The organism is Salipiger sp. CCB-MM3, assembly GCF_001687105.1.
In the GTDB taxonomy this organism is placed as follows: Bacteria; Pseudomonadota; Alphaproteobacteria; order Rhodobacterales; family Rhodobacteraceae; genus Salipiger.
Window position 1 is genome coordinate 783,380 of record NZ_CP014595.1, and the last position, 20,812, is coordinate 804,191.

At 66.9% G+C, this 20,812-nt stretch carries 24 protein-coding genes; 11 read left to right on the plus strand and 13 right to left on the minus strand.

The window, feature by feature from the left end; genetic code table 11:
• The first annotated feature begins 22 nt into the window (after positions 1-22).
• The 3 genes from accB (at position 23) to aat (ending at position 2,581) form a co-directional block, all read left to right on the plus strand.
• Complete coding sequence (gene accB / locus AYJ57_RS03790; protein ID WP_066106616.1) at positions 23-517, plus strand: acetyl-CoA carboxylase biotin carboxyl carrier protein; 495 nt, start codon at positions 23-25, stop codon at positions 515-517.
• A gap of 9 nt (positions 518-526) precedes the next feature.
• Positions 527-1,879 carry an acetyl-CoA carboxylase biotin carboxylase subunit gene (gene accC / locus AYJ57_RS03795; RefSeq protein WP_066101431.1) on the plus strand — a complete coding sequence of 451 codons (1,353 nt, stop codon included), beginning with the start codon at positions 527-529 and terminating at the stop codon, positions 1,877-1,879.
• Positions 1,880-1,945: 66 nt separating this feature from the next.
• Positions 1,946-2,581: a leucyl/phenylalanyl-tRNA--protein transferase gene (gene aat, locus AYJ57_RS03800; RefSeq protein WP_066101437.1), complete on the plus strand. Its 636-nt coding sequence runs from the start codon at positions 1,946-1,948 to the stop codon at positions 2,579-2,581.
• Here the strand turns inward: aat and AYJ57_RS03805 are convergent.
• The 10 genes from AYJ57_RS03805 to AYJ57_RS03845 all read right to left on the minus strand — a co-directional run bounded on the left by AYJ57_RS03805 (position 2,545) and on the right by AYJ57_RS03845 (position 8,883).
• Entirely contained in the window at positions 2,545-2,916 is a 372-nt protein-coding gene (locus tag AYJ57_RS03805) for a DUF2155 domain-containing protein (RefSeq protein WP_066101440.1), read from the minus strand. The genes aat and AYJ57_RS03805 overlap by 37 nt on opposite strands.
• Positions 2,913-3,362 carry an outer membrane lipid asymmetry maintenance protein MlaD gene (gene mlaD, locus AYJ57_RS03810; protein WP_066101443.1) on the minus strand — a complete coding sequence of 150 codons (450 nt, stop codon included), beginning with the start codon at positions 3,360-3,362 and terminating at the stop codon, positions 2,913-2,915. The genes AYJ57_RS03805 and mlaD overlap by 4 nt, the downstream gene beginning before the upstream one ends.
• Positions 3,363-3,366: 4 nt before the next feature.
• Positions 3,367-3,750, minus strand: a complete 384-nt coding sequence (locus tag AYJ57_RS03815) for an NADH:ubiquinone oxidoreductase subunit NDUFA12 (RefSeq protein WP_066101446.1) — start codon at positions 3,748-3,750, stop codon at positions 3,367-3,369.
• An 81-nt stretch (positions 3,751-3,831) separates the two neighbouring features.
• The gene (locus AYJ57_RS03820) at positions 3,832-4,194 is read right to left on the minus strand and encodes a RidA family protein (RefSeq protein ID WP_066101449.1); all 363 of its coding nucleotides are present in this window, start codon (positions 4,192-4,194) and stop codon (positions 3,832-3,834) included.
• Between the two features lie 6 nt (positions 4,195-4,200).
• Entirely contained in the window at positions 4,201-4,743 is a 543-nt protein-coding gene (locus AYJ57_RS03825) for a hypothetical protein (protein WP_157373950.1), read from the minus strand.
• A gap of 87 nt (positions 4,744-4,830) precedes the next feature.
• Positions 4,831-6,096: an ATP-dependent Clp protease ATP-binding subunit ClpX gene (gene clpX / locus AYJ57_RS03830; RefSeq protein ID WP_066101455.1), complete on the minus strand. Its 1,266-nt coding sequence runs from the start codon at positions 6,094-6,096 to the stop codon at positions 4,831-4,833.
• Between the two features lie 156 nt (positions 6,097-6,252).
• Positions 6,253-6,879 (minus strand): ATP-dependent Clp protease proteolytic subunit, encoded by a 627-nt coding sequence (locus AYJ57_RS03835; protein ID WP_066101458.1) that lies wholly within the window; start codon positions 6,877-6,879, stop codon positions 6,253-6,255.
• A gap of 110 nt (positions 6,880-6,989) precedes the next feature.
• Entirely contained in the window at positions 6,990-7,916 is a 927-nt protein-coding gene (locus tag AYJ57_RS03840; RefSeq protein ID WP_066101461.1) for a cation diffusion facilitator family transporter, read from the minus strand.
• A 40-nt stretch (positions 7,917-7,956) separates the two neighbouring features.
• On the minus strand, positions 7,957-8,112 hold the full coding sequence (locus tag AYJ57_RS25825) for a hypothetical protein (RefSeq protein WP_157373953.1): 156 nt from the start codon (positions 8,110-8,112) through the stop codon (positions 7,957-7,959).
• Between the two features lie 183 nt (positions 8,113-8,295).
• Positions 8,296-8,883: a riboflavin synthase gene (locus AYJ57_RS03845; RefSeq protein WP_066101464.1), complete on the minus strand. Its 588-nt coding sequence runs from the start codon at positions 8,881-8,883 to the stop codon at positions 8,296-8,298.
• 133 nt (positions 8,884-9,016) lie between these two features.
• On the opposite strand from AYJ57_RS03845, the gene AYJ57_RS03850 reads away from it, so the two are divergent.
• The 3 genes from AYJ57_RS03850 (at position 9,017) to AYJ57_RS03860 (ending at position 13,607) form a co-directional block, all read left to right on the plus strand.
• Positions 9,017-10,327: a capsule biosynthesis protein gene (locus AYJ57_RS03850; protein ID WP_066101467.1), complete on the plus strand. Its 1,311-nt coding sequence runs from the start codon at positions 9,017-9,019 to the stop codon at positions 10,325-10,327.
• A gap of 95 nt (positions 10,328-10,422) precedes the next feature.
• Positions 10,423-11,568 (plus strand): polysaccharide biosynthesis/export family protein, encoded by a 1,146-nt coding sequence (locus tag AYJ57_RS03855; RefSeq protein ID WP_066101469.1) that lies wholly within the window; start codon positions 10,423-10,425, stop codon positions 11,566-11,568.
• 74 nt (positions 11,569-11,642) lie between these two features.
• Positions 11,643-13,607, plus strand: coding sequence for a capsular polysaccharide biosynthesis protein (locus AYJ57_RS03860; RefSeq protein ID WP_442974654.1), 1,965 nt, complete (start codon positions 11,643-11,645; stop codon positions 13,605-13,607).
• Positions 13,608-13,636: 29 nt separating this feature from the next.
• On the opposite strand, the gene AYJ57_RS03865 is transcribed toward AYJ57_RS03860, so the two are convergent.
• Genes AYJ57_RS03865 through AYJ57_RS03875 form a run of 3 tightly spaced genes read right to left on the minus strand, consistent with a single transcriptional unit; the run spans position 13,637 to position 15,701 of the window.
• Positions 13,637-14,431 (minus strand): metal ABC transporter permease, encoded by a 795-nt coding sequence (locus tag AYJ57_RS03865; protein ID WP_066101472.1) that lies wholly within the window; start codon positions 14,429-14,431, stop codon positions 13,637-13,639.
• The gene (locus AYJ57_RS03870; RefSeq protein ID WP_066101475.1) at positions 14,431-15,213 is read right to left on the minus strand and encodes a metal ABC transporter ATP-binding protein; all 783 of its coding nucleotides are present in this window, start codon (positions 15,211-15,213) and stop codon (positions 14,431-14,433) included. The genes AYJ57_RS03865 and AYJ57_RS03870 overlap by 1 nt, the downstream gene beginning before the upstream one ends.
• Positions 15,210-15,701: a transcriptional repressor gene (locus AYJ57_RS03875; protein ID WP_066101478.1), complete on the minus strand. Its 492-nt coding sequence runs from the start codon at positions 15,699-15,701 to the stop codon at positions 15,210-15,212. Before AYJ57_RS03875 ends, AYJ57_RS03870 begins: the two co-directional genes overlap by 4 nt.
• 149 nt (positions 15,702-15,850) lie before the next feature.
• Between AYJ57_RS03875 and AYJ57_RS03880 the strand changes: the two genes are divergently transcribed.
• The 5 genes from AYJ57_RS03880 to AYJ57_RS03900 all read left to right on the plus strand — a co-directional run bounded on the left by AYJ57_RS03880 (position 15,851) and on the right by AYJ57_RS03900 (position 20,809).
• The gene (locus AYJ57_RS03880; protein WP_066101481.1) at positions 15,851-16,876 is read left to right on the plus strand and encodes a zinc ABC transporter substrate-binding protein; all 1,026 of its coding nucleotides are present in this window, start codon (positions 15,851-15,853) and stop codon (positions 16,874-16,876) included.
• Positions 16,877-17,032: 156 nt separating this feature from the next.
• Positions 17,033-18,061, plus strand: coding sequence for an ABC transporter substrate-binding protein (locus AYJ57_RS03885; RefSeq protein ID WP_083191142.1), 1,029 nt, complete (start codon positions 17,033-17,035; stop codon positions 18,059-18,061).
• Positions 18,061-19,047: a FecCD family ABC transporter permease gene (locus AYJ57_RS03890; RefSeq protein ID WP_066101483.1), complete on the plus strand. Its 987-nt coding sequence runs from the start codon at positions 18,061-18,063 to the stop codon at positions 19,045-19,047. The genes AYJ57_RS03885 and AYJ57_RS03890 overlap by 1 nt, the downstream gene beginning before the upstream one ends.
• On the plus strand, positions 19,044-20,021 hold the full coding sequence (locus tag AYJ57_RS03895; RefSeq protein WP_066101486.1) for a FecCD family ABC transporter permease: 978 nt from the start codon (positions 19,044-19,046) through the stop codon (positions 20,019-20,021). Before AYJ57_RS03890 ends, AYJ57_RS03895 begins: the two co-directional genes overlap by 4 nt.
• The gene (locus tag AYJ57_RS03900) at positions 20,018-20,809 is read left to right on the plus strand and encodes an ABC transporter ATP-binding protein (protein WP_066101489.1); all 792 of its coding nucleotides are present in this window, start codon (positions 20,018-20,020) and stop codon (positions 20,807-20,809) included. Before AYJ57_RS03895 ends, AYJ57_RS03900 begins: the two co-directional genes overlap by 4 nt.
• Positions 20,810-20,812: the final 3 nt, after the last annotated feature.

Below are 20,812 nucleotides of genomic sequence, written 5' to 3' on the forward strand. Positions count from 1 at the left end.
GCATAACACCGGCGAGGACCGCATGAGCAAAGATAACCATGAAGCGGACGTGGCCTTCATCAAGGCCCTGGCAGAGCTTCTGCGCGAAAACGATCTGACCGAACTGCAGGTCAAGCGTGAATATGGCGAAGAGGACAGCCTGAACGTCCGCGTCAGCCGCGCCCTGCCGCAGGCGCCGGTGGCCGCCCCGGTCGCCGTTCCCGCCGCAGCTCCCGCGGCCGCACCGGCCGCCGCAGCCGCCCCCGCCGCTGCCGAGGCCGCGCCCGAGGATCCGGCCGCGCATCCCGGCGCCGTCACCTCGCCGATGGTCGGCACCGTCTACATGCAGCCCGAGCCCGGCGCGCCGGCCTTCATCTCGGTCGGAACACAGGTCAAAGAGGGCGACACGCTGATCATCGTCGAAGCGATGAAGACCATGAACCACATCCCCGCTCCGCGCGCGGGCACCGTCAAGCGCATCCTCGTCGAGGACGGCGCCCCGGTCGAATACGGCGCCCCGCTGGTCATCCTCGAGTAAGAGGCTGCCATGTTCGATAAAATTCTCATCGCCAACCGTGGCGAGATCGCGCTCCGCGTGATCCGCGCCTGCCGCGAGATGGGCATCGCCTCTGTGGCTGTGCACTCGACCGCGGATTCCGACGCCATGCACGTGCGCATGGCCGATGAAACCATCTGCATCGGCCCTGCCTCCTCGACCGACAGCTACCTGTCGCCGCCCGCGATCATCTCGGCCTGCGAAGTGACCGGCGCGCAGGCGATCCACCCCGGCTACGGCTTCCTGTCGGAAAACGCCCGCTTCGTGCAGATGGTCGAGGATCATGACCTCACCTTCATCGGCCCCACCGCCGAGCACATCCGGGTGATGGGCGACAAGATCACCGCCAAGGACACGATGAAGGCGCTCGGCGTGCCCTGCGTGCCCGGCTCGGACGGCGGCGTCCCCGATCTCGAGACCGCCAAGCAGGTGGGCCGCGACATCGGCTATCCGGTGATCATCAAGGCCACCGCCGGCGGCGGCGGGCGCGGCATGAAGGTCGCGCTCAACGAGGCTGAGATGGAGCGCGCCTTCCAGACCGCGCGTGCAGAGGGCAAAGCCGCCTTCGGCAACGACGAGGTCTATATCGAGAAGTACCTGCAGAAGCCGCGCCACATCGAGATTCAGGTCTTTGGCGACGGCAAGGGCAAGGCGGTTCACCTCGGCGAGCGCGACTGCTCGCTGCAGCGCCGCCACCAGAAGGTCTTTGAAGAGGCGCCCGGCCCCTGCATCACCCCCGAAGAGCGCGCGCGCATCGGCAAGGTCTGCGCGGATGCCGTGGCCAAGATCAACTACACCGGCGCGGGCACCATCGAGTTCCTCTACGAAGATGGCGAATTCTACTTCATCGAGATGAACACCCGACTTCAGGTGGAGCACCCGGTAACCGAGGCGATCTTTGGTGTCGACCTCGTGCGCGAGCAAATCCGCGTCGCCTCCGGCATGGACCTGTCGTTCACGCAAGAAGAGCTCGAGATCAACGGCCACGCCATCGAGGTGCGGATCAACGCCGAGCGTCTGCCCACCTTCGCGCCCTGCCCCGGCAAGATCACCCAGTATCACGCGCCGGGCGGTCTGGGCGTGCGCATGGACAGCGCGCTCTATCAGGGCTACTCGATCCCGCCCTATTACGACAGCCTCATCGGCAAGCTGATCGTGCATGGCCGCGACCGCAAAGAGGCACTGTCGCGCCTTGACCGGGCGCTTGGCGAGCTGATCGTCGATGGCGTGGACACCACGTTGCCGCTGTTCTCAGCGCTGCTGCAGGAAGAGGATATCCTCACCGGCAACTACTCGATCCACTGGCTCGAGAAGTGGCTGGCCAGCAAGCTGGCCGACGCCTGACCCGCACGTGAGAAGAGCGGACGCACACCATTTTGCGGCCCCTTCCCAGCTTTGGGGAGGGGCCGCATGACTCTGACACCCGAGATCCTGATGCAGGCCTATCGCGCAGGCATCTTCCCCATGGCCGAGCATCGCGACGACCCCGAGATTTTCTGGGTCGATCCGCGCCAGCGGGGCGTGATCCCGATGAAAGGCTTCCGCATCTCGCGCAGCCTTGCGCGGCGTTTGCGCAAGGATGACTACGAGGTCACCTTCGACCGCGATTTCGAGGGGGTGATCGACGCCTGCGCCGACCGGCGCGAGACGTGGATCAACTCGGAAATCCGCGCGCTGTTCACCGAGCTGCACCGCCGCGGCATCGCGCATTCGATCGAGGTCTGGATGGAGGGGGAACTTGTGGGCGGGGTCTACGGGCTCGAGATCGGCGGCGCCTTCTGCGGCGAGTCGATGTTCTCGCGGCGCCGGGATGGCTCCAAGATCGCGCTGGCGTGGCTCATTGACCTGTTGCGCCGTGCGGGCTTCACGCTTTTCGACACGCAGTTCCTGACCACGCATCTCGCCTCTCTGGGCGCGGTGGAAATCCCGCGGCACCAGTACCGGGCGCAGCTTGCCATGGCCTTGGAGGTAGCGCCCGATCTAGCCGGAACACCACTGGCCGCGTCAGGTCAGGAGGTGGTGCAGCGCAGCACCCAGACGTCGTAACGCTGGTGATCCATCGGATTGAGCGCAGGCGACGAGGCGATCATCCAGCCGCGAAAGGCCGGATCGGGCTTGCCCGCTTCACGGATGGTCAGGAAAGCAAAAGCGTCGCCCGCCCGATCCCCTTCGGGGTAGCGGCATTCGCCAAGCGCGATCTCGATGCGGCCAAACTGCGTGCTGTCGCCGCTGGCCAGTTGGATATCGGTGACCTTGCCGGTGAGCTTGTCGAGCCCGCGCAGCGTGGCGCCGGTGCCCGTCTCGGTGGCTTCCTGCTGCGCAGTTGCAGCGCCCGCGGCCGCAAGCCCCAGCGCCATGATCATTGCAAATACACGCGTCATTCACTGCCTCCGGCCACATATTTGAACAGCAGCGACATCAGGCTGACCGAGCCTTGCGTGTCGAGGATTTCATCACCCGCGCCATAATAGAAGGGCGAGCCGCCGGGGCTGATTTCGACGAAATTGCCGCCAAGCAGCCCCTCGGAAGAGATCACGATCGCGCTGTCATCGGGCACCTGCACGCCACCGTTCATCGCAAGCGTCATGTCGGCGCGGTAGGTTTCGGGATTGAGCGAGATGCCGGTCACCGAGCCCACTTTGACCCCGGCAAGCCGCACGTCGCTGCCCACCGACACCCCCTCAAGCGAGCGGAAAGAGGCGCTGAGCGGGTAGCCATCGGCGCCGCCAAAGGCAAAGCCCGTAGCGCTGACCGCATAGGCGCCAAAGGCGATGGCGCCGGCAAGCACCACGCCGCCGACCAAGACCTCGGTGGCAGTGTGCGTCATGGGGTTATTCCGGGCTCCATGCCTCGTAGTCCCGGCGCGGGGCCGGTTCCGGGCGGCGGATCGAGCCCTTGGGAGCGTAGGCCAGCGCGGTGCCGGTCAGGTTCTCGATATGGGGCTTTTCCCAGCTCTTGTGCGCCAGCGGCTTTTCCGTCGGCGGGTGCGGGAAGGTATGATGCAGCCAGCCGTGCCAGTCGGGGCTGACGCGCGTGGCCTCGGCCTCGCCGTTGTACATCACCCAGCGGCGCTTGCCGTCCTTGGTCTGGTAGAACACGTTGCCCTGCTCATCCTCGCCGACGCGCTGGCCCTTGCGAGAGGTATAGAGCTGCGTGTTCAGCGTTGCCCCGTTCCACCAGGTAACGGCCCGCAGCAGCGTGTTGAGAATGCCCATGGACGACTCCTCGCTTAGTCCTGACACGTGTATGACCAAAAGCGCCGCCGAGGTCCAGCCGCGACGGCGCGGGGCAACGGCTCAGGCCGGTGCCAATGCGGTCAATTCGATCTCGATCCGATATTTCGCATCGATCAGCGCCGTCTCGATCATCGTCGCCGCCGGAGGGTTGGCTCCGAAGGCTTCGCGCAGCAGCGGCCAGCAGGGCTCGAACTCGGATGCGTCGGGCAGGTAGTAGGTCACCCGCACCGCGTCGGCAAAGCTTGCTCCAGCCTCGGCCAGCGCCTTTTCGATGGTGGCCAGCGCCGCGCGGCACTGATCGACCACCGTGTCGCCCTGCCCCACCGTTCCAGCCACATGCACGAAACCGCCGGCGACCACCGCGCGGCAATACCCAATCTTCGCCTCGAACTCGCCGCCGGACGAAATACGCCTGATTGTCATGATCTGTCAGTCTCCATACCGGATGCGCGCGGCGATCCGGTCGGTTGCGGAATAGATGTGGAGATCCGTCCCCACGCCATCGCGCATATACCAATTGCCCGGCGCGTCCAGGGCCTGCCGCAATTCTTCGGCCAATGCGACATCCCACTCACCGCTGCAGGCATCAAGAGGCTCACGACCTGTGCCAATCGACGGGGTCTGCCGCCAGTCGCCGCCGAAGCGCTCCCACCATGCGCTGCCGACCCCCGAGGTCGGCGGGGTCTGGGCGATGCCGCCGCCGGTCCGAATGATCGCATAGGTGCAGCCGCCATCCATGGCATCGGCATAGGGTTTGCTGGCCAGCACCGCCTCGACCGGCAGGAGGCCACCAAAGAGCTTGCCCGCAAGGATGTCTTCATCCGAGGACGAAGGCCCCGCGCCTGCCGTGCCCTTGCCGCCGCCCTGCGTGTGCAGGCCCGCGCCCGCCATGGGCAGGCTGCGTGCTTCGGCCTCTCGGCCTGCGAAATAGGCGAACCACGCCCATCCCCCCAAAAAGAAGATGCCTGCCACGACGGCAAGCATCCTCAAAGCGTTCTGAACAAGCTGGGCTACGATCCAGGCCATGAACTGATACCGGTGTTACCTCATCACACTGCCTTACCCGGCCGACGCAGGTTCTTTCTTGGGATCTGCGTAGATCAGGAGCGGCTTGGCATCAGCATTGACCGATTCCTCGTTCACCACCACCTCGGTCACGTCATCCATGCCCGGAAGCTCGAACATCGTGTCCAGAAGGATACCCTCGAGGATCGAACGCAGGCCACGCGCACCCGTCTTGCGGGCAATCGCTTTCTTGGCGATGGCCAGCAGCGCGTCGTCGGTGAAGGTCAGCTGGCTGTCCTCCATCTCGAACAGGCGCTGGTACTGTTTGACCAGAGCGTTCTTGGGCTGAGTCAGGATGGTGACCAGCGCGTCCTCGTCGAGGTCTTCCAGCGTTGCGATCACCGGCAGACGGCCAACGAATTCCGGGATCAGGCCGAATTTCAGCAGATCCTCGGGCTCGAGGTCCTTGAACACCTCGCCGACGCCCCGCTCCTCGGGATCGCGGACATCGGCGCCGAAGCCCATGGCCGAGCCCTTGCCGCGCTGCGCGATGATCCGGTCGAGACCGGCAAAGGCGCCACCGCAGATGAACAGGATGTTCGTGGTGTCCACCTGCAGGAATTCCTGCTGCGGATGCTTACGGCCGCCCTGCGGCGGAACCGAAGCCACGGTGCCTTCCATCAGCTTCAGCAGCGCCTGCTGCACACCCTCGCCCGACACGTCGCGGGTGATCGAGGGGTTTTCGGACTTGCGGGTGATCTTGTCGACCTCGTCGATGTAGACGATGCCGCGCTGCGCGCGTTCGACGTTATACTCGCTCGCCTGAAGCAGCTTCAGGATGATGTTCTCGACATCCTCGCCCACATAGCCCGCTTCGGTCAGCGTGGTCGCGTCAGCCATGGTGAAGGGCACGTCAAGAATGCGCGCCAGCGTCTGTGCCAGCAGCGTCTTGCCGCAGCCGGTCGGGCCAATCAGCAGGATGTTGGATTTCGCCAGCTCGATATCACCGCTTTTCTGCGAGTGGTTGAGCCGTTTGTAGTGGTTGTGCACTGCCACCGAGAGCACGCGCTTGGCCTTCATCTGGCCGATCACGTAGTCATCGAGCACGTCGCAAATCTCGCGCGGCGTGGGCACACCTTCGGAGGATTTCAGGCCAGCGCCCTTTGTTTCCTCGCGAATGATGTCCATGCAGAGCTCGACACATTCGTCGCAGATGAAGACGGTCGGTCCCGCGATCAGCTTGCGTACCTCGTGCTGGCTCTTGCCGCAGAAGCTGCAATACAGGGTGTTCTTGCTGTCGCCGCCGGAGTTCGTCGCCATATCACACCTTTCCAGGCCTTTGGGTTTCAAGCGTCAGGGCCGTTGCCCCAACAAGGCCTATCGTCTCTGCCTAGTCCGGAAAGTCTAAGACAGGGCTTTCCGGTCCACAATGTCAAAATTGCCGCGCGCGGGATCGCGCGCGGCAAAGGGTAAAGCTTACGCTTCGTCAGTGCCGCCGCGCTTTTCGACGATCTCGTCGATCAGGCCCCAAGCCTTTGCGTCCTCGGGCGACATGAAGTTGTCGCGCTCGAGCGCCCGCTCGACTTCCTCGAGGGTGCGGCCGCAATGCTTCACGTAAATCTCGTTGAGGCGCTTCTTCAGCTTCAGCGTCTCTTCGGCGTGGATCATGATGTCCGTGGCCTGGCCCTGGTAGCCGCCCGAGGGCTGGTGCACCATGACGCGGCTGTTGGGCAGCGAGAAGCGCATGCCCGGCTCACCGGCGGCCAGCAGCAGCGAGCCCATCGAGGCCGCCTGACCGATCACCAGCGTCGAGACCTTCGGCTTGATGTACTGCATCGTGTCATAGATCGACAGGCCCGAGGTCACAACGCCGCCCGGGCTGTTGATATACATCGAGATTTCCTTGCTCGGGTTTTCCGCTTCGAGGTGCAGCAGCTGCGCCACGATCAGCGAGGACATCCCGTCATGCACGGGCCCCGAAAGGAAGATGATCCGCTCCTTCAGCAGGCGCGAGAAAATGTCGTAGGCCCGTTCGCCGCGGCTGGTCTGTTCGACAACCATGGGAACGAGGGTGTTCATGTATGTCTCAAAAGGATCTTTCATCGTCGCCTGCCTGCTGTGTCTTTTCCAAATGGTGCCTATCGCGCGCGCGTTAAGCGAGTCTTAGTATCGGGTCTGGGGGGCTGCAAGGGCCGGAGCAGCAATTCGCCGCCTCAGGCCCCGCCCCAGTCCTGCGGAGCCGCACAACTGTGCCGGCTGCATTCGAGTTCAAGTGTTACCTGTGTCAGTCCGAAGCGGGTTTGCATCTCGTCCTTCACAGCACGTTTTATGCCATCCGCCCGCGCCCATGCGCCCTCGTCGACCACCAGATGCGCCTGCAGCGCGGTGGTGTGCTCGTCGATCTGCCAAAGATGGGCCTTGTGCAGCCCCGCCACGCCGTCGATGCCCTGCGCCGCCTCAAGCACCGCCGAGGGCACCATATCCGGCGGGCTGCCCAGCATGAGCACGCGGATCACCGATCCGATCTCGGCCAGCGCCATCCACAGGATGTAGCCCGCGATCAGCAGCGTCACCAGCGGATCGACCCATGTCCAGCCGAAGAGCAGGATCAGCGTGCCCGCGAGGATCACCGCCAGAGAGCCCATGGCGTCGGCCACATTGTGCAAAAAGGCCGCGCGGATGTTCTGGCTGTCCTTCGACATCGCATAGGTCAGCATCGCGGTGATCACGTCGATGACCAGCGCGACCCCGGCGATCACGATGACCATCCAGCCGGTCACCGGCTCGGGCGAGAGGAAGCGCAGGATCGCCTCGATCATCAGGTAGATGCCGATGACGATCAGCGTGGTGTAGTTGATCAGCGCCGCCACCGTCTCGGCGCGGGCGTAACCAAAGGGCATCTCGGCATTCGCCGGGCGGCGCGCGATCTTGCGCGCCAGCGCCGCGATGACCAGCGAGATCGCGTCCGAGAAATTGTGCAGCGCGTCGGCGATCATCGCGAGGCTGCCCGAGAGGATCCCCCCGACGACCTGCGCGACGGTCAGCAGCATGTTCACCCCGACCGCGATCGCCATACGCGCGTCGCCAGCCTCGGGGTCTACATGGTGATGATGGTGGTGGTGGTGGTGACCGTGACTCATGCCTGCATCAGGGACCGCTGCGGTGCCGAGGTCAAGCAGATCACAGGCGCGCGCCGCTCTCGGTCGGCGCGTCCACATGCAGAACGCGGGTTATCTCGAAGCTGGGATCACGCCTGTCGCCCTCCGGAAACAGCCCGAGCGCCGCAGTCAGCGCCAGAAGCGCGGCGATACAGACAATCCAGTGGCGAAAATTCATGCGTCATCTTCCTTGGTCAGTTCTGCCCGGGGGCTGCCAAGGATATGGAGCGCGATGGCGCGATGACCAGACGAGGGCGGAAAAAGACGTAAGGACAAGGCCTCACGTTCGCGCGACCGCCCGATCAGATGGCACCGAAAGGGCCACGCCGATGTGGCCCTGTGACGGTCATCTTACGGAGAGTCAGCTCATCTCCTGCAGGCGGGCGACGTAGCGCGCCATCGTATCGATCTCGAGATTGACGCTGTCGCCAAGCTTCACCCCGCCCCATGTGGTCACTTCCTTGGTGTGGGGGATGAAGTTGATGCCAAAGACCGAGCCCTGCACCTCGTTGACCGTCAGCGAGGTGCCGTTGAGCGCGACCGAGCCCTTGGGCGCGATGAATTTCGCCAGTTCGTCCGGCGCGCGCAGTTGCACGCGGGTGCTGTCGCCCTCGTCCTGAATCGAGACCACCTCGGCCAGCCCATCCACGTGGCCCGACACGATGTGCCCGCCAAGCTCGTCGCCGACCTTCAGCGCGCGCTCCAGATTGACACGCTTGCCCTGCAGCCAGGTGCCAAGGTTGGTCTTCGACAGGGTCTCGGCGCTGATCTGCACGTCGAACCAATCATCGCCCAGCGTCACCACCGTCAGGCAGACGCCGTCGCAAGCGATCGACGCGCCGATCTCGATGCCCGCAGTGTCGTAGGAGGTGCCGATGCGCGCGGTCAGATCGCCCGCCTGCTCCAGCGTGCGGATTTCCCCCATGTCGGTGACGATACCGGTGAACATCAGCAGATCCTCTTATGACCCAAGGGCTCTGGCCACGGGCCTTATTTTGGTCAAACAATCACGATACGGAGAGCTGTCCGGCCAGTTGGCTGGCATCCCCGATGACGAGTAGGCCGATCCTTAACGAGTGCCCATGACCATGGCAACCGCAGAGCCCCACCCCGTACAGGCCGGGCGCGTCTTCCTGTTCCTGCAGGGGCCGCACGGGCCATTCTTTCATCGCCTCGGTGCCATGCTGCGCCGCGCTGGTGCCGAGATCTGGCGTGTTGGCTTCAACGCCGGCGACCGCGCCTTCTGGTTCGACGGTGCCAGCTATCTGCCCTTCACCGAAGCGCCCGAGGACTGGCCTGCGCATCTGCGCGGCCTGCTCGACGAAAAGCGGGTGACGGATATCGTGCTCTATGGCGACACCCGCGCGATCCACGCCGAGGCCATCGCCGAGGCGCGCCGCCGCGGGCTGCGCGTGCATGTTTTCGAGGAAGGCTACATGCGCCCCTATTGGGTGACCTACGAGCGCGGCGGTGCCAATGGCCATTCGCGGCTGATGGACATGGACGTGGCGGACATGCGCAGCGCGCTCGAGCGGTCCGACATGGAAGCGCCGCTGCCGCCCGGCCATTGGGGCGACATGCGCCAGCACATCTTCTATGGCGCGCTCTACCATTGGTTCGTGATGTTCCGGAACGGCGACTACCGCAACTTCCGCGCCCACCGCGATCTGCCTGTGGCGCGCGAGTTCCAGCTTTACCTCAAACGCCTGCTTCTGATGCCGCTGACACGGGTCGAACGCTTTGTCGAAAGCCTGCGCATCCGGCGCGGCGGCTTCCCCTATCACCTCGCGCTGCTGCAGCTCGAGCACGACTCGAGCTTCCGCCAGCATTCGCCCTTCGAGTCCATGTCAGAGTTCGTTGATCTGGTGCTCGAAGGATTTGCCAAAGGCGCGCCCGGACATCACCACCTCGTCTTCAAGGCGCATCCGCTGGAGAACGGGCAGGTTCCGCTGCGCCGGATGATCGCCGCCTCGGCGCGCCGCCTTGGCACTGAGGGCCGGGTGCATTTCGTGCCCGGCGGCAAGCTGGCGCAACTGCTGAACGACGCGCGCAGCGCGGTCACGGTCAATTCCACCGCCGGTCAGCAGGTGCTCTGGCGCGGAATTCCGCTGCGCACCTTCGGCCGCGCGGTTTACGCCAAACCCGAGTTCGTGTCGGAACAGCCGCTGGCCGAGTTCTTTGCTTTGCCGACCCGCCCCGACAGCCGCGCCTATAAGGATTACCGCCGGTATCTGCTTGAAACGAGCCAGCTTCCGGGCGGGTTCTACGCCTCTCGCGGGCGCCGCCAGTTGCTGCGGCAGGTGGTCGACATGATGCTCTCGCCGCATGATCCCTATGATGCGCTGCGCAATGGCACCGCGGCACCTCGGCAACAGTTGCGCGTGGTCCGCTGACGCCGCGCGAACCCCGGACTGGTTTTTGAATCCGGATTCTCGTACCTTACGCCAAAAAGCTCAGGCAGATAAGAACAGGTCGAGGAGACCGAGCAGTGAAACAGTCCCGCTCCCGATGGGCGAAATCCGCCGCCCTTCTGGCCGCAGTGTCGATTCTGGCATCCTGCGCCCTGCCCCGCGTCGGTCCCAACAAAGATGAAATTTACGCCGGTTCGGTGATGCGCGAGGGCGATGCCTTCGTCGTCAGCGTCAATGATCGCGTGACCCGCGCCACCGCCGTCGTCCCCGCCCTCGGCTTTTCCGAACAGTTCCAGAGCGCCGGTGTCGTCGGCTCCGACACGATCCAGCCCGGCGATACGCTGGGGCTGACGATCTGGGAGAACGTCGACGACGGGCTGCTTGCCGCCGCCGAGACCAATGCCACCTCGCTCGAGGAAGTGCAGGTCGACGGTTCGGGCTTCATCTTCGTGCCCTATGCGGGCCGCATCAAGGCCTCGGGCAACTCGCCCGAAACCGTGCGCCGCATCATCACCGACAAGCTTTCGGAACAGACCCCCGACCCGCAGGTCGAAGTGCGCCGCCTTGCCGGTGACGGCTCGACCGTGAGCCTCGTCGGCTCTGTCGGCGGTCAGGGCGTCTATGCCATCGAGCGCCCCACCCGCACGCTGTCGTCGATGCTGGCGCGTGCCGGCGGCATCACCATCCAGCCCGAGATCGCCCAGATCACCGTTCTGCGCGGCGGCCAGCAGGGCAAGATCTGGTTCCAAGACCTCTACAAAGACCCGCGCTATGACATCGCGCTGCGCGGCGGCGACCGTATCCTCGTCGAGGAAGACACCCGCGCCTTCACCGCGCTCGGCGCCACCGGCACGCAGGCGCGCGTCCCCTTCGAGACGCAGACGCTGTCGGCGGTCGAGGCGATCGCGCAGGTTGGCGGCCTCGTGCCCACCTCTTCGGACCCCACCGGCGTCTTCGTCTTCCGCAACGAGCCCGCGGACATCGCCAATCAGGTTCTGGGCCGCAGCGATCTGATCGGCGCGCAGCGCATGGTCTATGTGCTCGACCTGACCAAACCCAACGGCATGTTCATGGCGCGCGACTTCGTGGTGCGCGATCAGGACACGCTCTACGTCACCGAAGCGCCCTACGCACAGTGGAGCAAGGTGATCTCGGCGCTGACCGGCACGCTGACCGCCATCGCCACCGTCTCGACCGTGCAGGACGCGGTTTCGGGCGGCTGATCCGGATAAAAGCCCTGAATACATATAACGAGGGACAGGGCAGCGCCGGGGGAGAAATCCCCCGGCGTCTCTATGTGCGCTCCGCGGGTTTCTTCACCCAAGGGCGGCTGCGCCGCATGCTTGCGCAGGCGGGCTGGAGGCTGTCGCTGGGCACACCGGGGCCTGAAGATCACATCGGTGTCTGGGGTCAGTCACCCTATGCCGCACGCGGCGAGGCTTTGGCCGCAAAGACCGGCGCGCAGATCATCCGCATCGAAGACGCCTTCCTGCGCTCGCTGCACCCCGGTCGTAAGGGCGAGCCGCCGCTCGGCCTGCTGATCGACCGCAGCGGTGTGCATTTCGACGCCTCCCAGCCGTCGGATCTGGAGGTGCTTCTGGCCACCCACCCGCTCGACGATCACGCGTTGCTGGAACGCGCGCGGGGCGGCATGGCGCGGATGCAGGAGCATCACTTAAGCAAATATTCCGGCTTTGACCCCGGCGCGCCCGTGCCCGAGCCCGGCTATGTGCTGATCATCGACCAGACGCAGCGCGACGCCTCGGTCCGCGCCTCCGGCGGCGACCGCAACCGATTTCTCGAGATGCTCTACTGGGCGCAGGACGAAAACCCCGGTGCCCGCATCCTCATCAAGACCCACCCTGAAACCGCGCAGGGCCTGCGCGGCGGCCACTACGGACCCGAGGACGCGCAGGGCCGCGTCAGCCTGTGCGCCGATGCGGTCTCGCCTTGGGCGCTGCTCGAAGGTGCGGTGGCAGTCTACACGCTCAGCTCGCAAATGGGGTTCGAGGCGATCCTCGCCGGGCACAGGCCGCGGGTTTTCGGCACGCCCTTTTATGCGGGCTGGGGGCTGACGCAGGATGAAGCGCCGCTGCCGCGCCGGGGCCGCAGCCTGACCCGGGCCCAGCTTTTCGCCGCCGCCATGATCCTCTACCCCACATGGTACGATCCCTGCCGCGCGCAGCTATGTCCTTTCGAAGACGCGCTCGGGGCCTTCGAGGCGCAGACGCGGGCGTGGCGCGAGGACCGTCAGGGCTGGGTCGCCTCGGGCATGCGCCTGTGGAAACGCCGCCCGCTGCAGGGGTTCTTCGGCGGGCAGAAGGCGATGGTCTTTGCCGAAAGCGCGACGGCGGATAAGCACCGCGAGGAGGGCCGCCGCCATATGGCATGGGCGGGCAAGGCAAGCGGCAAGGAGGTGCGGGTGGAAGACGGCTTCCTGCGCTCGCGCGGGCTTGGCGCCGAACTGGTGCCGCCGCTGTCGCTGGTGCTGGACGATCTGGGTATCTACTACGATCCCACCCGGCCCTCGCGGTTAGAGGCGCTGATCACCGGCACGCCCGACCTGCGCCCCGATCAGCGCCTGCGGAGCGAGAAGCTGATCGAGCGGCTGACCGCGGGCGGGCTGACCAAATACAACCTCGGCACGCCGCCGCCCGCCCTGCCCGAGGGGCACCGTATTCTTGTGGTCGGGCAGGTCGAGGACGACGCCTCGATCCTGCGCGGCAGCCCGGACTGCCGCAGCAATGCCGATCTGCTCGCCCGCGCCCGCGCCGCCAACCCCGAGGCGGTGCTGCTGTGGAAGCCGCATCCCGATGTCAGCGCCGGATTGCGCCAAGGCGCGGTGGAGGCGCCCGAGCGATGGGCCGATGTGACCGTCGAGGGCGCCGACATGGGGGCGCTGCTGCGCGAGGTGCAGGAGGTCTGGACGATGACCTCGCTCACCGGGTTCGAGGCGCTGCTGCGCGGCGTGAAGGTGACGACACTGGGCGCGCCCTTTTATGCCGGTTGGGGGCTGACCCGAGACCTTGGTCCGGTGCCCGCGCGGCGGCTCTCAGGCCCGCGCCCCGACCTTGCCGCGCTGGTCCACGCCACGCTCATCGCCTATCCGCGCTACCGCGATCCGGTCAGCGGCCTGCCCTGCACCCCCGAAGTGATCGCCGAGCGGCTGGAGCAGGGCACGATCCCCCATCCCGGCCTGCCGAACCGCCTGCTGTCGAAACTGCAGGGCCTTCTGGCCTCGCAGGCTCACATTTGGCGCTGACGCGCCGGGCGCACCTTTAGCGCTGAAGCTCAGCGACGGGCCTTCAGCCCGTGCAGGCTGGCGGTCACTGCGAAAATCAGCGTCGCGGCGCAGACCATGCTCGGCCCCGCCGGCGTGTCGAAAAGCAACGCGCCCTGCAGCCCCGCCAACGCCGACACAGCGCCGATGCCCGTGGCCAGCAGCGCCATCGCCTCGGGCGTGCGGGCGAAGGGCCGCGCGGCGGCGGCGGGGATCAGCAGCATCGCCCCGATCAGCAGCACGCCCACCACCTTGATCGCCACCGCCACGGTCAGCGCTAGCGCCACCGTCAGCACCCGGCTCTCGAGCCGTGGGTCGATGCCGCTGGCATGGGCGAGATCGGGCGACAGCGTCGCGGTCAGCAGCGCTTGCCAGCGCCAAACCAGCAGCGCTAGTACCAGCGCCGCGCCGCCCCAGATCGCCAGCAGGTCGGACCTCGTCACCGCGAGGATGTCGCCAAAGAGATAGGCCGACAGATCAAGCCGCGCGCCCGGCACGAAGGTGATCGCAACAAGGCCGATCGCCAGCGCGCCATGGGCCAGCACCCCCAGCACCGTGTCGATGCCAAGACCGCGCTCGCTCAGCGCGCCGACCAGCATCGCCATGATCAGCGCCACTGCCAGCGTTCCCGCGAAAACCGGCAACGACAGGGCCAGCGACAGCGCGACCCCGAGGATGGCCGCATGGGCGGTCGCATCGCCGAAATTGGCCATCCGCCGCCACGAAACGAAACAGCCCAAAGGCGCCGCGGCCAGCGCAAGACCCAGCCCCGCCAGCGCCGCGCGCACAAGAAAATCGTCCAACATCAGTGCCCCGCGTGGGATTGGTGAGAGTGATCGTGGTGCCCGTGCCCGTGTTCGTGGTCATGATCGTGATCATGATCGTGGCTATGGCTGTGCTCGTGCCGGTAGAGCGCCAGCGCCCCATGCGTGCCCGTCCCAAAGAGCGCCCGATACTCCGCCGCCTGCGCGACGGTCTCGGGGTGGCCCTGACAGCAGACATGGCCGTTGAGGCAGACCACCCGGTCGCTCGCGCTCATCACCACATGCAACTCGTGGCTGACCATCACCACCGCGCAGCCGAGCCGCGCGCGGATTTGCTCGATCTGCCGATAGAAGGCGGCGGACCCGGGCTGGTCCAACCCCTGCGTCGGCTCGTCGAGCAGCAGCACCTCCGGACGGCTGAGGATCGCCCGCGCCAGCAGCACGCGCTGGAACTGCCCGCCCGAGAGCCCCGCCATGGGCCGGTCTTCGAGCGTGCCCGCCCCGGCCTCGTCCAGCGCGGCGCGACGCGCGGCGCGGTCCACCCGATGCGGCAGCGACAGAAAACGCCCGACGGTCAGCGGCAGCGTCGCGTCGATCTGCAGCTTCTGCGGCACATAGCCCAGCCGCAGCCCCGCCTTGCGCGTCACCTTGCCCGACTGCGGCTTCACCGCGCCGATGAGCGTGCGCAGCAGCGTCGATTTGCCCGAGCCGTTCGGCCCGACGATGGTGACGATCTCGCCCGGATCCACATGGAAATCCACGCCCTGCAGCACCGGGTGCTCTCCCAGCGTGACCTGCAGGCCGTTTGCTTCGATGAGGCTCACGCCGCAGCCTCACGGCAGAGCGGGCAAAGGCCCTCGGCCTCGACCACCATGCGCTCGAGTTCGAAATCCAGCCCTTCGGCGGCCTCGCGCACCGCCTCGCCGATCGCCTGCGAGGGCATCTCGGCTACCGCGCCGCAGGCGCGGCAGAGCAGGAAGGCGGGCTTGTGGCGCTCCCCCGGATGAGCACAGGCGACAAAAGCATTCAGACGCTCGATCTTGTGCGCGAAGCCGTTGCTCACCAGAAAATCGAGCGCGCGATAAACGGTGGGCGGCTGCGCGCCCTGACCCTCGCCCCGCAGGACATCAAGCAGTTCATAGGCCCCCATGGCCCGGTGCTTGCGCAGCAGAATTTCCAGCACCCGGCGGCGCTGTTTGGTCAGCGACAGCCCCTCGCGGGCGCAGGTCTCCTCGGCGGCCTGCAAAGCATGCTCGCGGCAATGTGCGTGGTCGTGCTGGGTGAACCCAAGCGCGTCGGAATGTACGGCCATGTCGCTTCCCCTGATACCAGTCTTGCCGAACGCGTGATCAAGCACGCGTCCGATGGGGGTTGATATGTTATAGTGTTCAAAGTATCAAGCCCGCCTATTGTTATGCTATAACATCTACACTCCCCGAATTCGAGACGCATGAGGCCCCGATGTACCGTTCCCTCCTCCCTGCCCTGCTGCTTGCCAGCCCTGCCTTTGCCGAAGTGCCGAAGGTGGTCACCGACATCGCCCCCGTGCAGGGGCTGGTGGCCAGCGTGATGGGCGATCTGGGCGAGCCGGAGTTGCTGATCCCGCCGGGCGCCTCACCGCACAGCCACGCGCTCAAACCCTCCGAAGCGCGCGCCCTGCAGAACGCCGATCTGGTGTTCTGGATCGGCGGCGAACTGAGCCCCGACCTCGGGCGCAAGATCGACTCGATTGCTGCGGATGGTGCCGCCGTCTCGCTGTTCGACGCCCCCGGCACGGTACATCTGCAGGCACGCAACGACGTGCTCTTTGCCGAGCCCGGCGCGGAGGCGCATGAGCATGGACATGAGGGCCATGATGAGCACGGTGACGACGACCATGATGAGCACGAGCACGACGAGCATGGTCATGACGAAGCGCATGACGACCACGATGAACACGAGCACGAAGCGGGCCACGCGCACCATCATGACGGCGACGATCCGCATGTCTGGCTGTCGGTGGACAACGCCACCACATGGCTGCCGCTGATCGCGCAGAAGCTGTCCGAGGCCGACCCCGAGCATGCCGACACCTATGCCGCCAATGCCGAGGCCGCTGCCGCCCGCATCGCCGAGGCGCGCGCCGAAGCCCAAGATCTGCTCGCTGGCGCCACGGATAAGAACTTCGTCGTCTTCCACGATGCGTTTCAATATTTCGAGGTCAGCTTTGGGCTGAAGGTCCTCGGTGCGATCTCTCTGTCGGACGCCACGGCGCCCAGCCCCGCGCGTCTGGATGCGCTGCGCGACGCACTGCAGGGGGCCGATGCCGCCTGTGTCTTTGCCGAGCCGCAGTTCGATCCGCGCCTCATCGCCGCCGTGACCGAAGGTGCGGATACGCCGGTGGCCGAGCTTGACCCGCTGGGCCAGACGCTCGACCTCGGCGCAGAGTTCTACCCGGCGCTGATCACGTCGCTGGCACAAAGCGTGGCCGACTGCGCAGCGCAGTAAGCTCCGCGCCCCGAAACGAAGCAGCCCCCTTTGCCTTGACGGCAAAGGGGGTTTTCCTTTCCATAAATCCCGACTAATTACCTTGGATAAAGCGCGAAGCGGCGGTTTTGAAAGCCGTGCCCCTCTCCTGCCGCGCGCCCGATCCAAGGAGTTCCCATGCGAGCCCGCCTTATCGATTTCAGCCGTCGCGGCTTTCTGGGCGGCGCTTTGGGCAGCACTCTTGTCGGGACGGGCAGCCTGCTCGCCGCGCCGCAACTGCGCGCGGGCGAAGACACGCTCCGCTTCGAGCATGCTTATGGAGAGACCGTGCTCAAGGCCCCGGCCCGGCGTGTCGTCTCGCTAGGCTATACGACGCAGGACAGCCTGCTGGCGCTTGGGATCGTGCCGCAAGCGATCCGCTATTGGTATGGCGATTACCCCCACGGCGTCTGGCCCTGGGCGCAGCCGCTTCTCGGAGAGGCAACTCCGGCGCTGATGACCGGCGAAGTGTCTATCGAAACCGTCGCTGGCCTCGCGCCCGATCTCATCGTCGCCATCGGCTCGGGCATCTCCGAGGCGGAATACGCACTGCTGTCGCAGATCGCGCCGGTGCTGATGCAGGCGCCGGAGTATCCGACCTATGGCATGCCCTGGGACGCCGAGTTGCTGATGATCGCCCGCGCGACCGGCACCGAGGCGAAAGCCGAGGCGCTGATCGCCAGCGTCGCGGACGGTTTTGCCGCCTTCCGCGACCGGCACCCCGACTGGCAGGGACAGACCGCCGCCTGCGCGGCACATGACGGCGGTCAGACGAGCGCCTTCACCGGCGGCGACGCCCGCGTGCAGTTCCTGCAAGAGATGGGCTTTCGCCAGCCGCAGGCGCTCGAGGCGATCAGCTCGGCCGACGGCTTTTACACCGCGCTCTCGCCCGAAGATCTGTCGCCGCTGGACGCGGATTTGCTGATCTGGCTCTCGAGCCAAGCAAAGGCCGCCGACCTCGCCTCTCTCGCCATGCGGCGGACGCTGCGCGCCAACGCCGAGGGACGCGAAGTGTTCTGCGGCGAGGTGCTGGCGGGCGCTTTGTCCTTTGGCAGCGTGCTGTCGATGCCCTTCGCGCTGGCCCAGCTTGAGCCAGAGCTCATCGCCGCACTTGACGGCGACCCCAGCACCGCCGTGCCGAGCGCGGCAAAGGCTGGTCTGCTCTGATGCTACGCCTGTTCGGGCTCTTGGCGCTGCTGCTGCTTGCGCTGGCTCTGGCGCTTTCGGTGGGCGCGCGGCCGGTCAGCCTCGCCATGGCGCTCGAGGCCTTGCACAGCTTTGACCCCACCAACCCCGATCACGTGACACTGGCCGCGATCCGCCTGCCGCGCATGGCCGCCGGGCTGATCGCCGGTGCGGCGCTGGGGATCGCCGGGACGATCATGCAGGTGATGACCCGCAACCCGCTGGCCGACCCCGGCATTTTGGGAGTGAACTCCGGCGCCGCCTTTGCGCTGCTGCTTGGCGCGACGCTGCTCGGCCGCTCAGATCAGGCCTCGGTCGCGCTGCTGAGCCTTCCGGGCGCGGCGCTGGCCTCGGCGCTGGTGTTCATCCTCGGCGGCGGGCTGCGCGGTGACGTCGGGCCGGTGCGGCTGACGCTGGCGGGCGCGGCGCTCAATGCGCTGCTGCTGTCGCTGGTCACCGCCATCGTGCTGATCCGGCAGGACACGCTCGATCTCTTCCGCTTCTGGGTCGCGGGCTCGCTGACTCAAGCCGCAAGCCGCCCGCTGGCAGAAATGGCGCTGCTCGCCGCTGCTGGCGGTGCGCTCGCGCTGGCCATGGCGCCGCAGATCGAGGCCCTCTCGCTGGGCTCGGCCCTGTCGCGCGGGCTGGGCACCAAGCCGCGCCGGGTTCAGACAGCGGCGCTGGCGGTGGTCACGCTCTGCACCGGGGCGGCGGTGGCCGTCGCCGGGCCGATCGCCTTCCTCGGGCTGATGGTGCCGCCGCTGGCGCGGATCGTCGCAGGCCATTCCCTGCGCCGCGCGCTGATCGCCTCGGCGCTGATGGGCGCGACGCTGCTGTTGCTGGCCGACACGCTGGGCCGGGTGGTGATGCCGCCCGCCGAAGTGCGCGCCGGGATCATGACGGCGCTGATCGGCGGCCCGGTCTTCATGTGGGTCGCCCGCCGCCTGCGCCCCGGAGCCAGCGCATGAAGGGCGCGCTGACCCTTGGCCTGCTGCTGCTTGCCGCCACGCTGGCTGCGCTGGCGCTTGGGCAGGTGCGCCTGAGCCCGGCGCTGCTCTGGCAGGGGCTGAGCACCGGCGAGGGACCGGGCGCGCTGGTGTTGGGCACGATCCGCGGCCCGCGGGTGCTGACCGCGCTTGGCGCGGGGGCGGTTCTGGGCATGTCGGGCGCGCTGTTCCAGAGCCTTTTTCGCAATCCGCTGGCGGCGCCCGACGTCATGGGCTTCACCTCGGGCGCCGGGCTGACGATCATCGCCGCCATCGCGCTTGGCCTCAGCCTGCCGCTGCCCCTGATCGCGGCGGGCGGCGGTCTCTTGGCGGCGCTTTTGGTGGTGGCGCTGTCGCACCGACGCGGCCATGCGACGCCGCCGCTGACGATGATCCTCGTTGGTCTCGGCGTCGGCTTTGTCGCCTCGGCGCTGTCGAGCTTTCTGCTCACACTGCTGCCGCACACCCAGGCCGCCGAGGCGCAGCGCTGGCTCACCGGCTCGCTGGCGGCGCGCGACTGGAGCCATGCACTGCAGGTCTGGGCGGTGGGCGGCGTTCTGGGCGCGCTGGCCTTGGCGCAGATGCGCAGACTGGCGGCGCTGCAACTGGGCGAGGACTTGGCGGCGGGACTTGGCCTGAGGGTCGGAGCCGCTCGGCTGGCGCTGGCGGGTACAGGCGTACTGCTCGCCGCGGCGGGCGTCGCGGTCGCCGGCCCCGTGCCCTTTGTCGCGCTGATGGCCGGGCCGCTGGGCATACGCCTTGTCGCTGCGCGCCAGCTCCATGCCCGGCTTCTGGCCGCGGCCGCCACAGGCGCCCTTGTGCTGGTGCTGGGAGACCTCGCCGCCCGCGCCGCCCTGCCCGGCATCCAGCTGCCCACTGGCGTGATGACCGGCCTTCTGGGCGCCCCCTATCTGCTCTGGCGCCTGTCGCGCGAAATGGAGAAAGGCGAGCTATGACCTCACCTGCCGCCCCCGCCTGCCTGCAGGCCGAGGCCCTGTCGCTGGGCTATGCCGAGCGCCCGGTCATCCGCGAGCTGTCGCTCGATCTGCCCCGCGGCGAGATGACCGCGATCCTCGGCCCGAACGGCTGCGGCAAATCCACCCTGCTGCGCGCCATGGCCCGGCTGCTGCAGCCAAGCGCCGGGCGCGTCCTGCTCGACGGCGAAGACATCCACCGCCGCGACACCCGCGCGCTGGCCCGCGAACTGGCGATCCTCCCGCAAGCGCCGATTGCCCCCGAGGGGATCACCGTTGCCGATCTGGTGAAACGCGGGCGGACCCCATGGCGCGGCCTCTTCACCCCATGGCGCGACGCGGATGCCCGCGCCTGCGCCGAGGCGCTGGAGGCGGTGCAGATGACCGCCCTTGCCGAGCGCCCGCTCAGCGAGCTTTCCGGCGGGCAGCGGCAGCGGGCATGGATCGCGCTGGTTCTGGCGCAGAGCGCGCCGCTGCTGCTGCTCGACGAGCCGACCACCTATCTCGACCTGGTGCATCAGATCGACGTTCTGTCGCTACTGCGGCGGCGCAACCGCGAGGCTGGGCTGACGGTGATCTCGGTGCTGCATGATCTCAACCTTGCCGCACGTTTCTCGGACCGGCTGGTGCTGCTCGGGCGCGCGGGGCTCGTGGCCACCGGCACGCCTTGGGAGGTGCTGACCCCAGCCAATCTGCAGACCGCCTTCGGCCTTGCCGCCCGCGTCGATCCCGACCCGGTGACCGGCACGCCGATGATCATCCCGCTCTGAGCC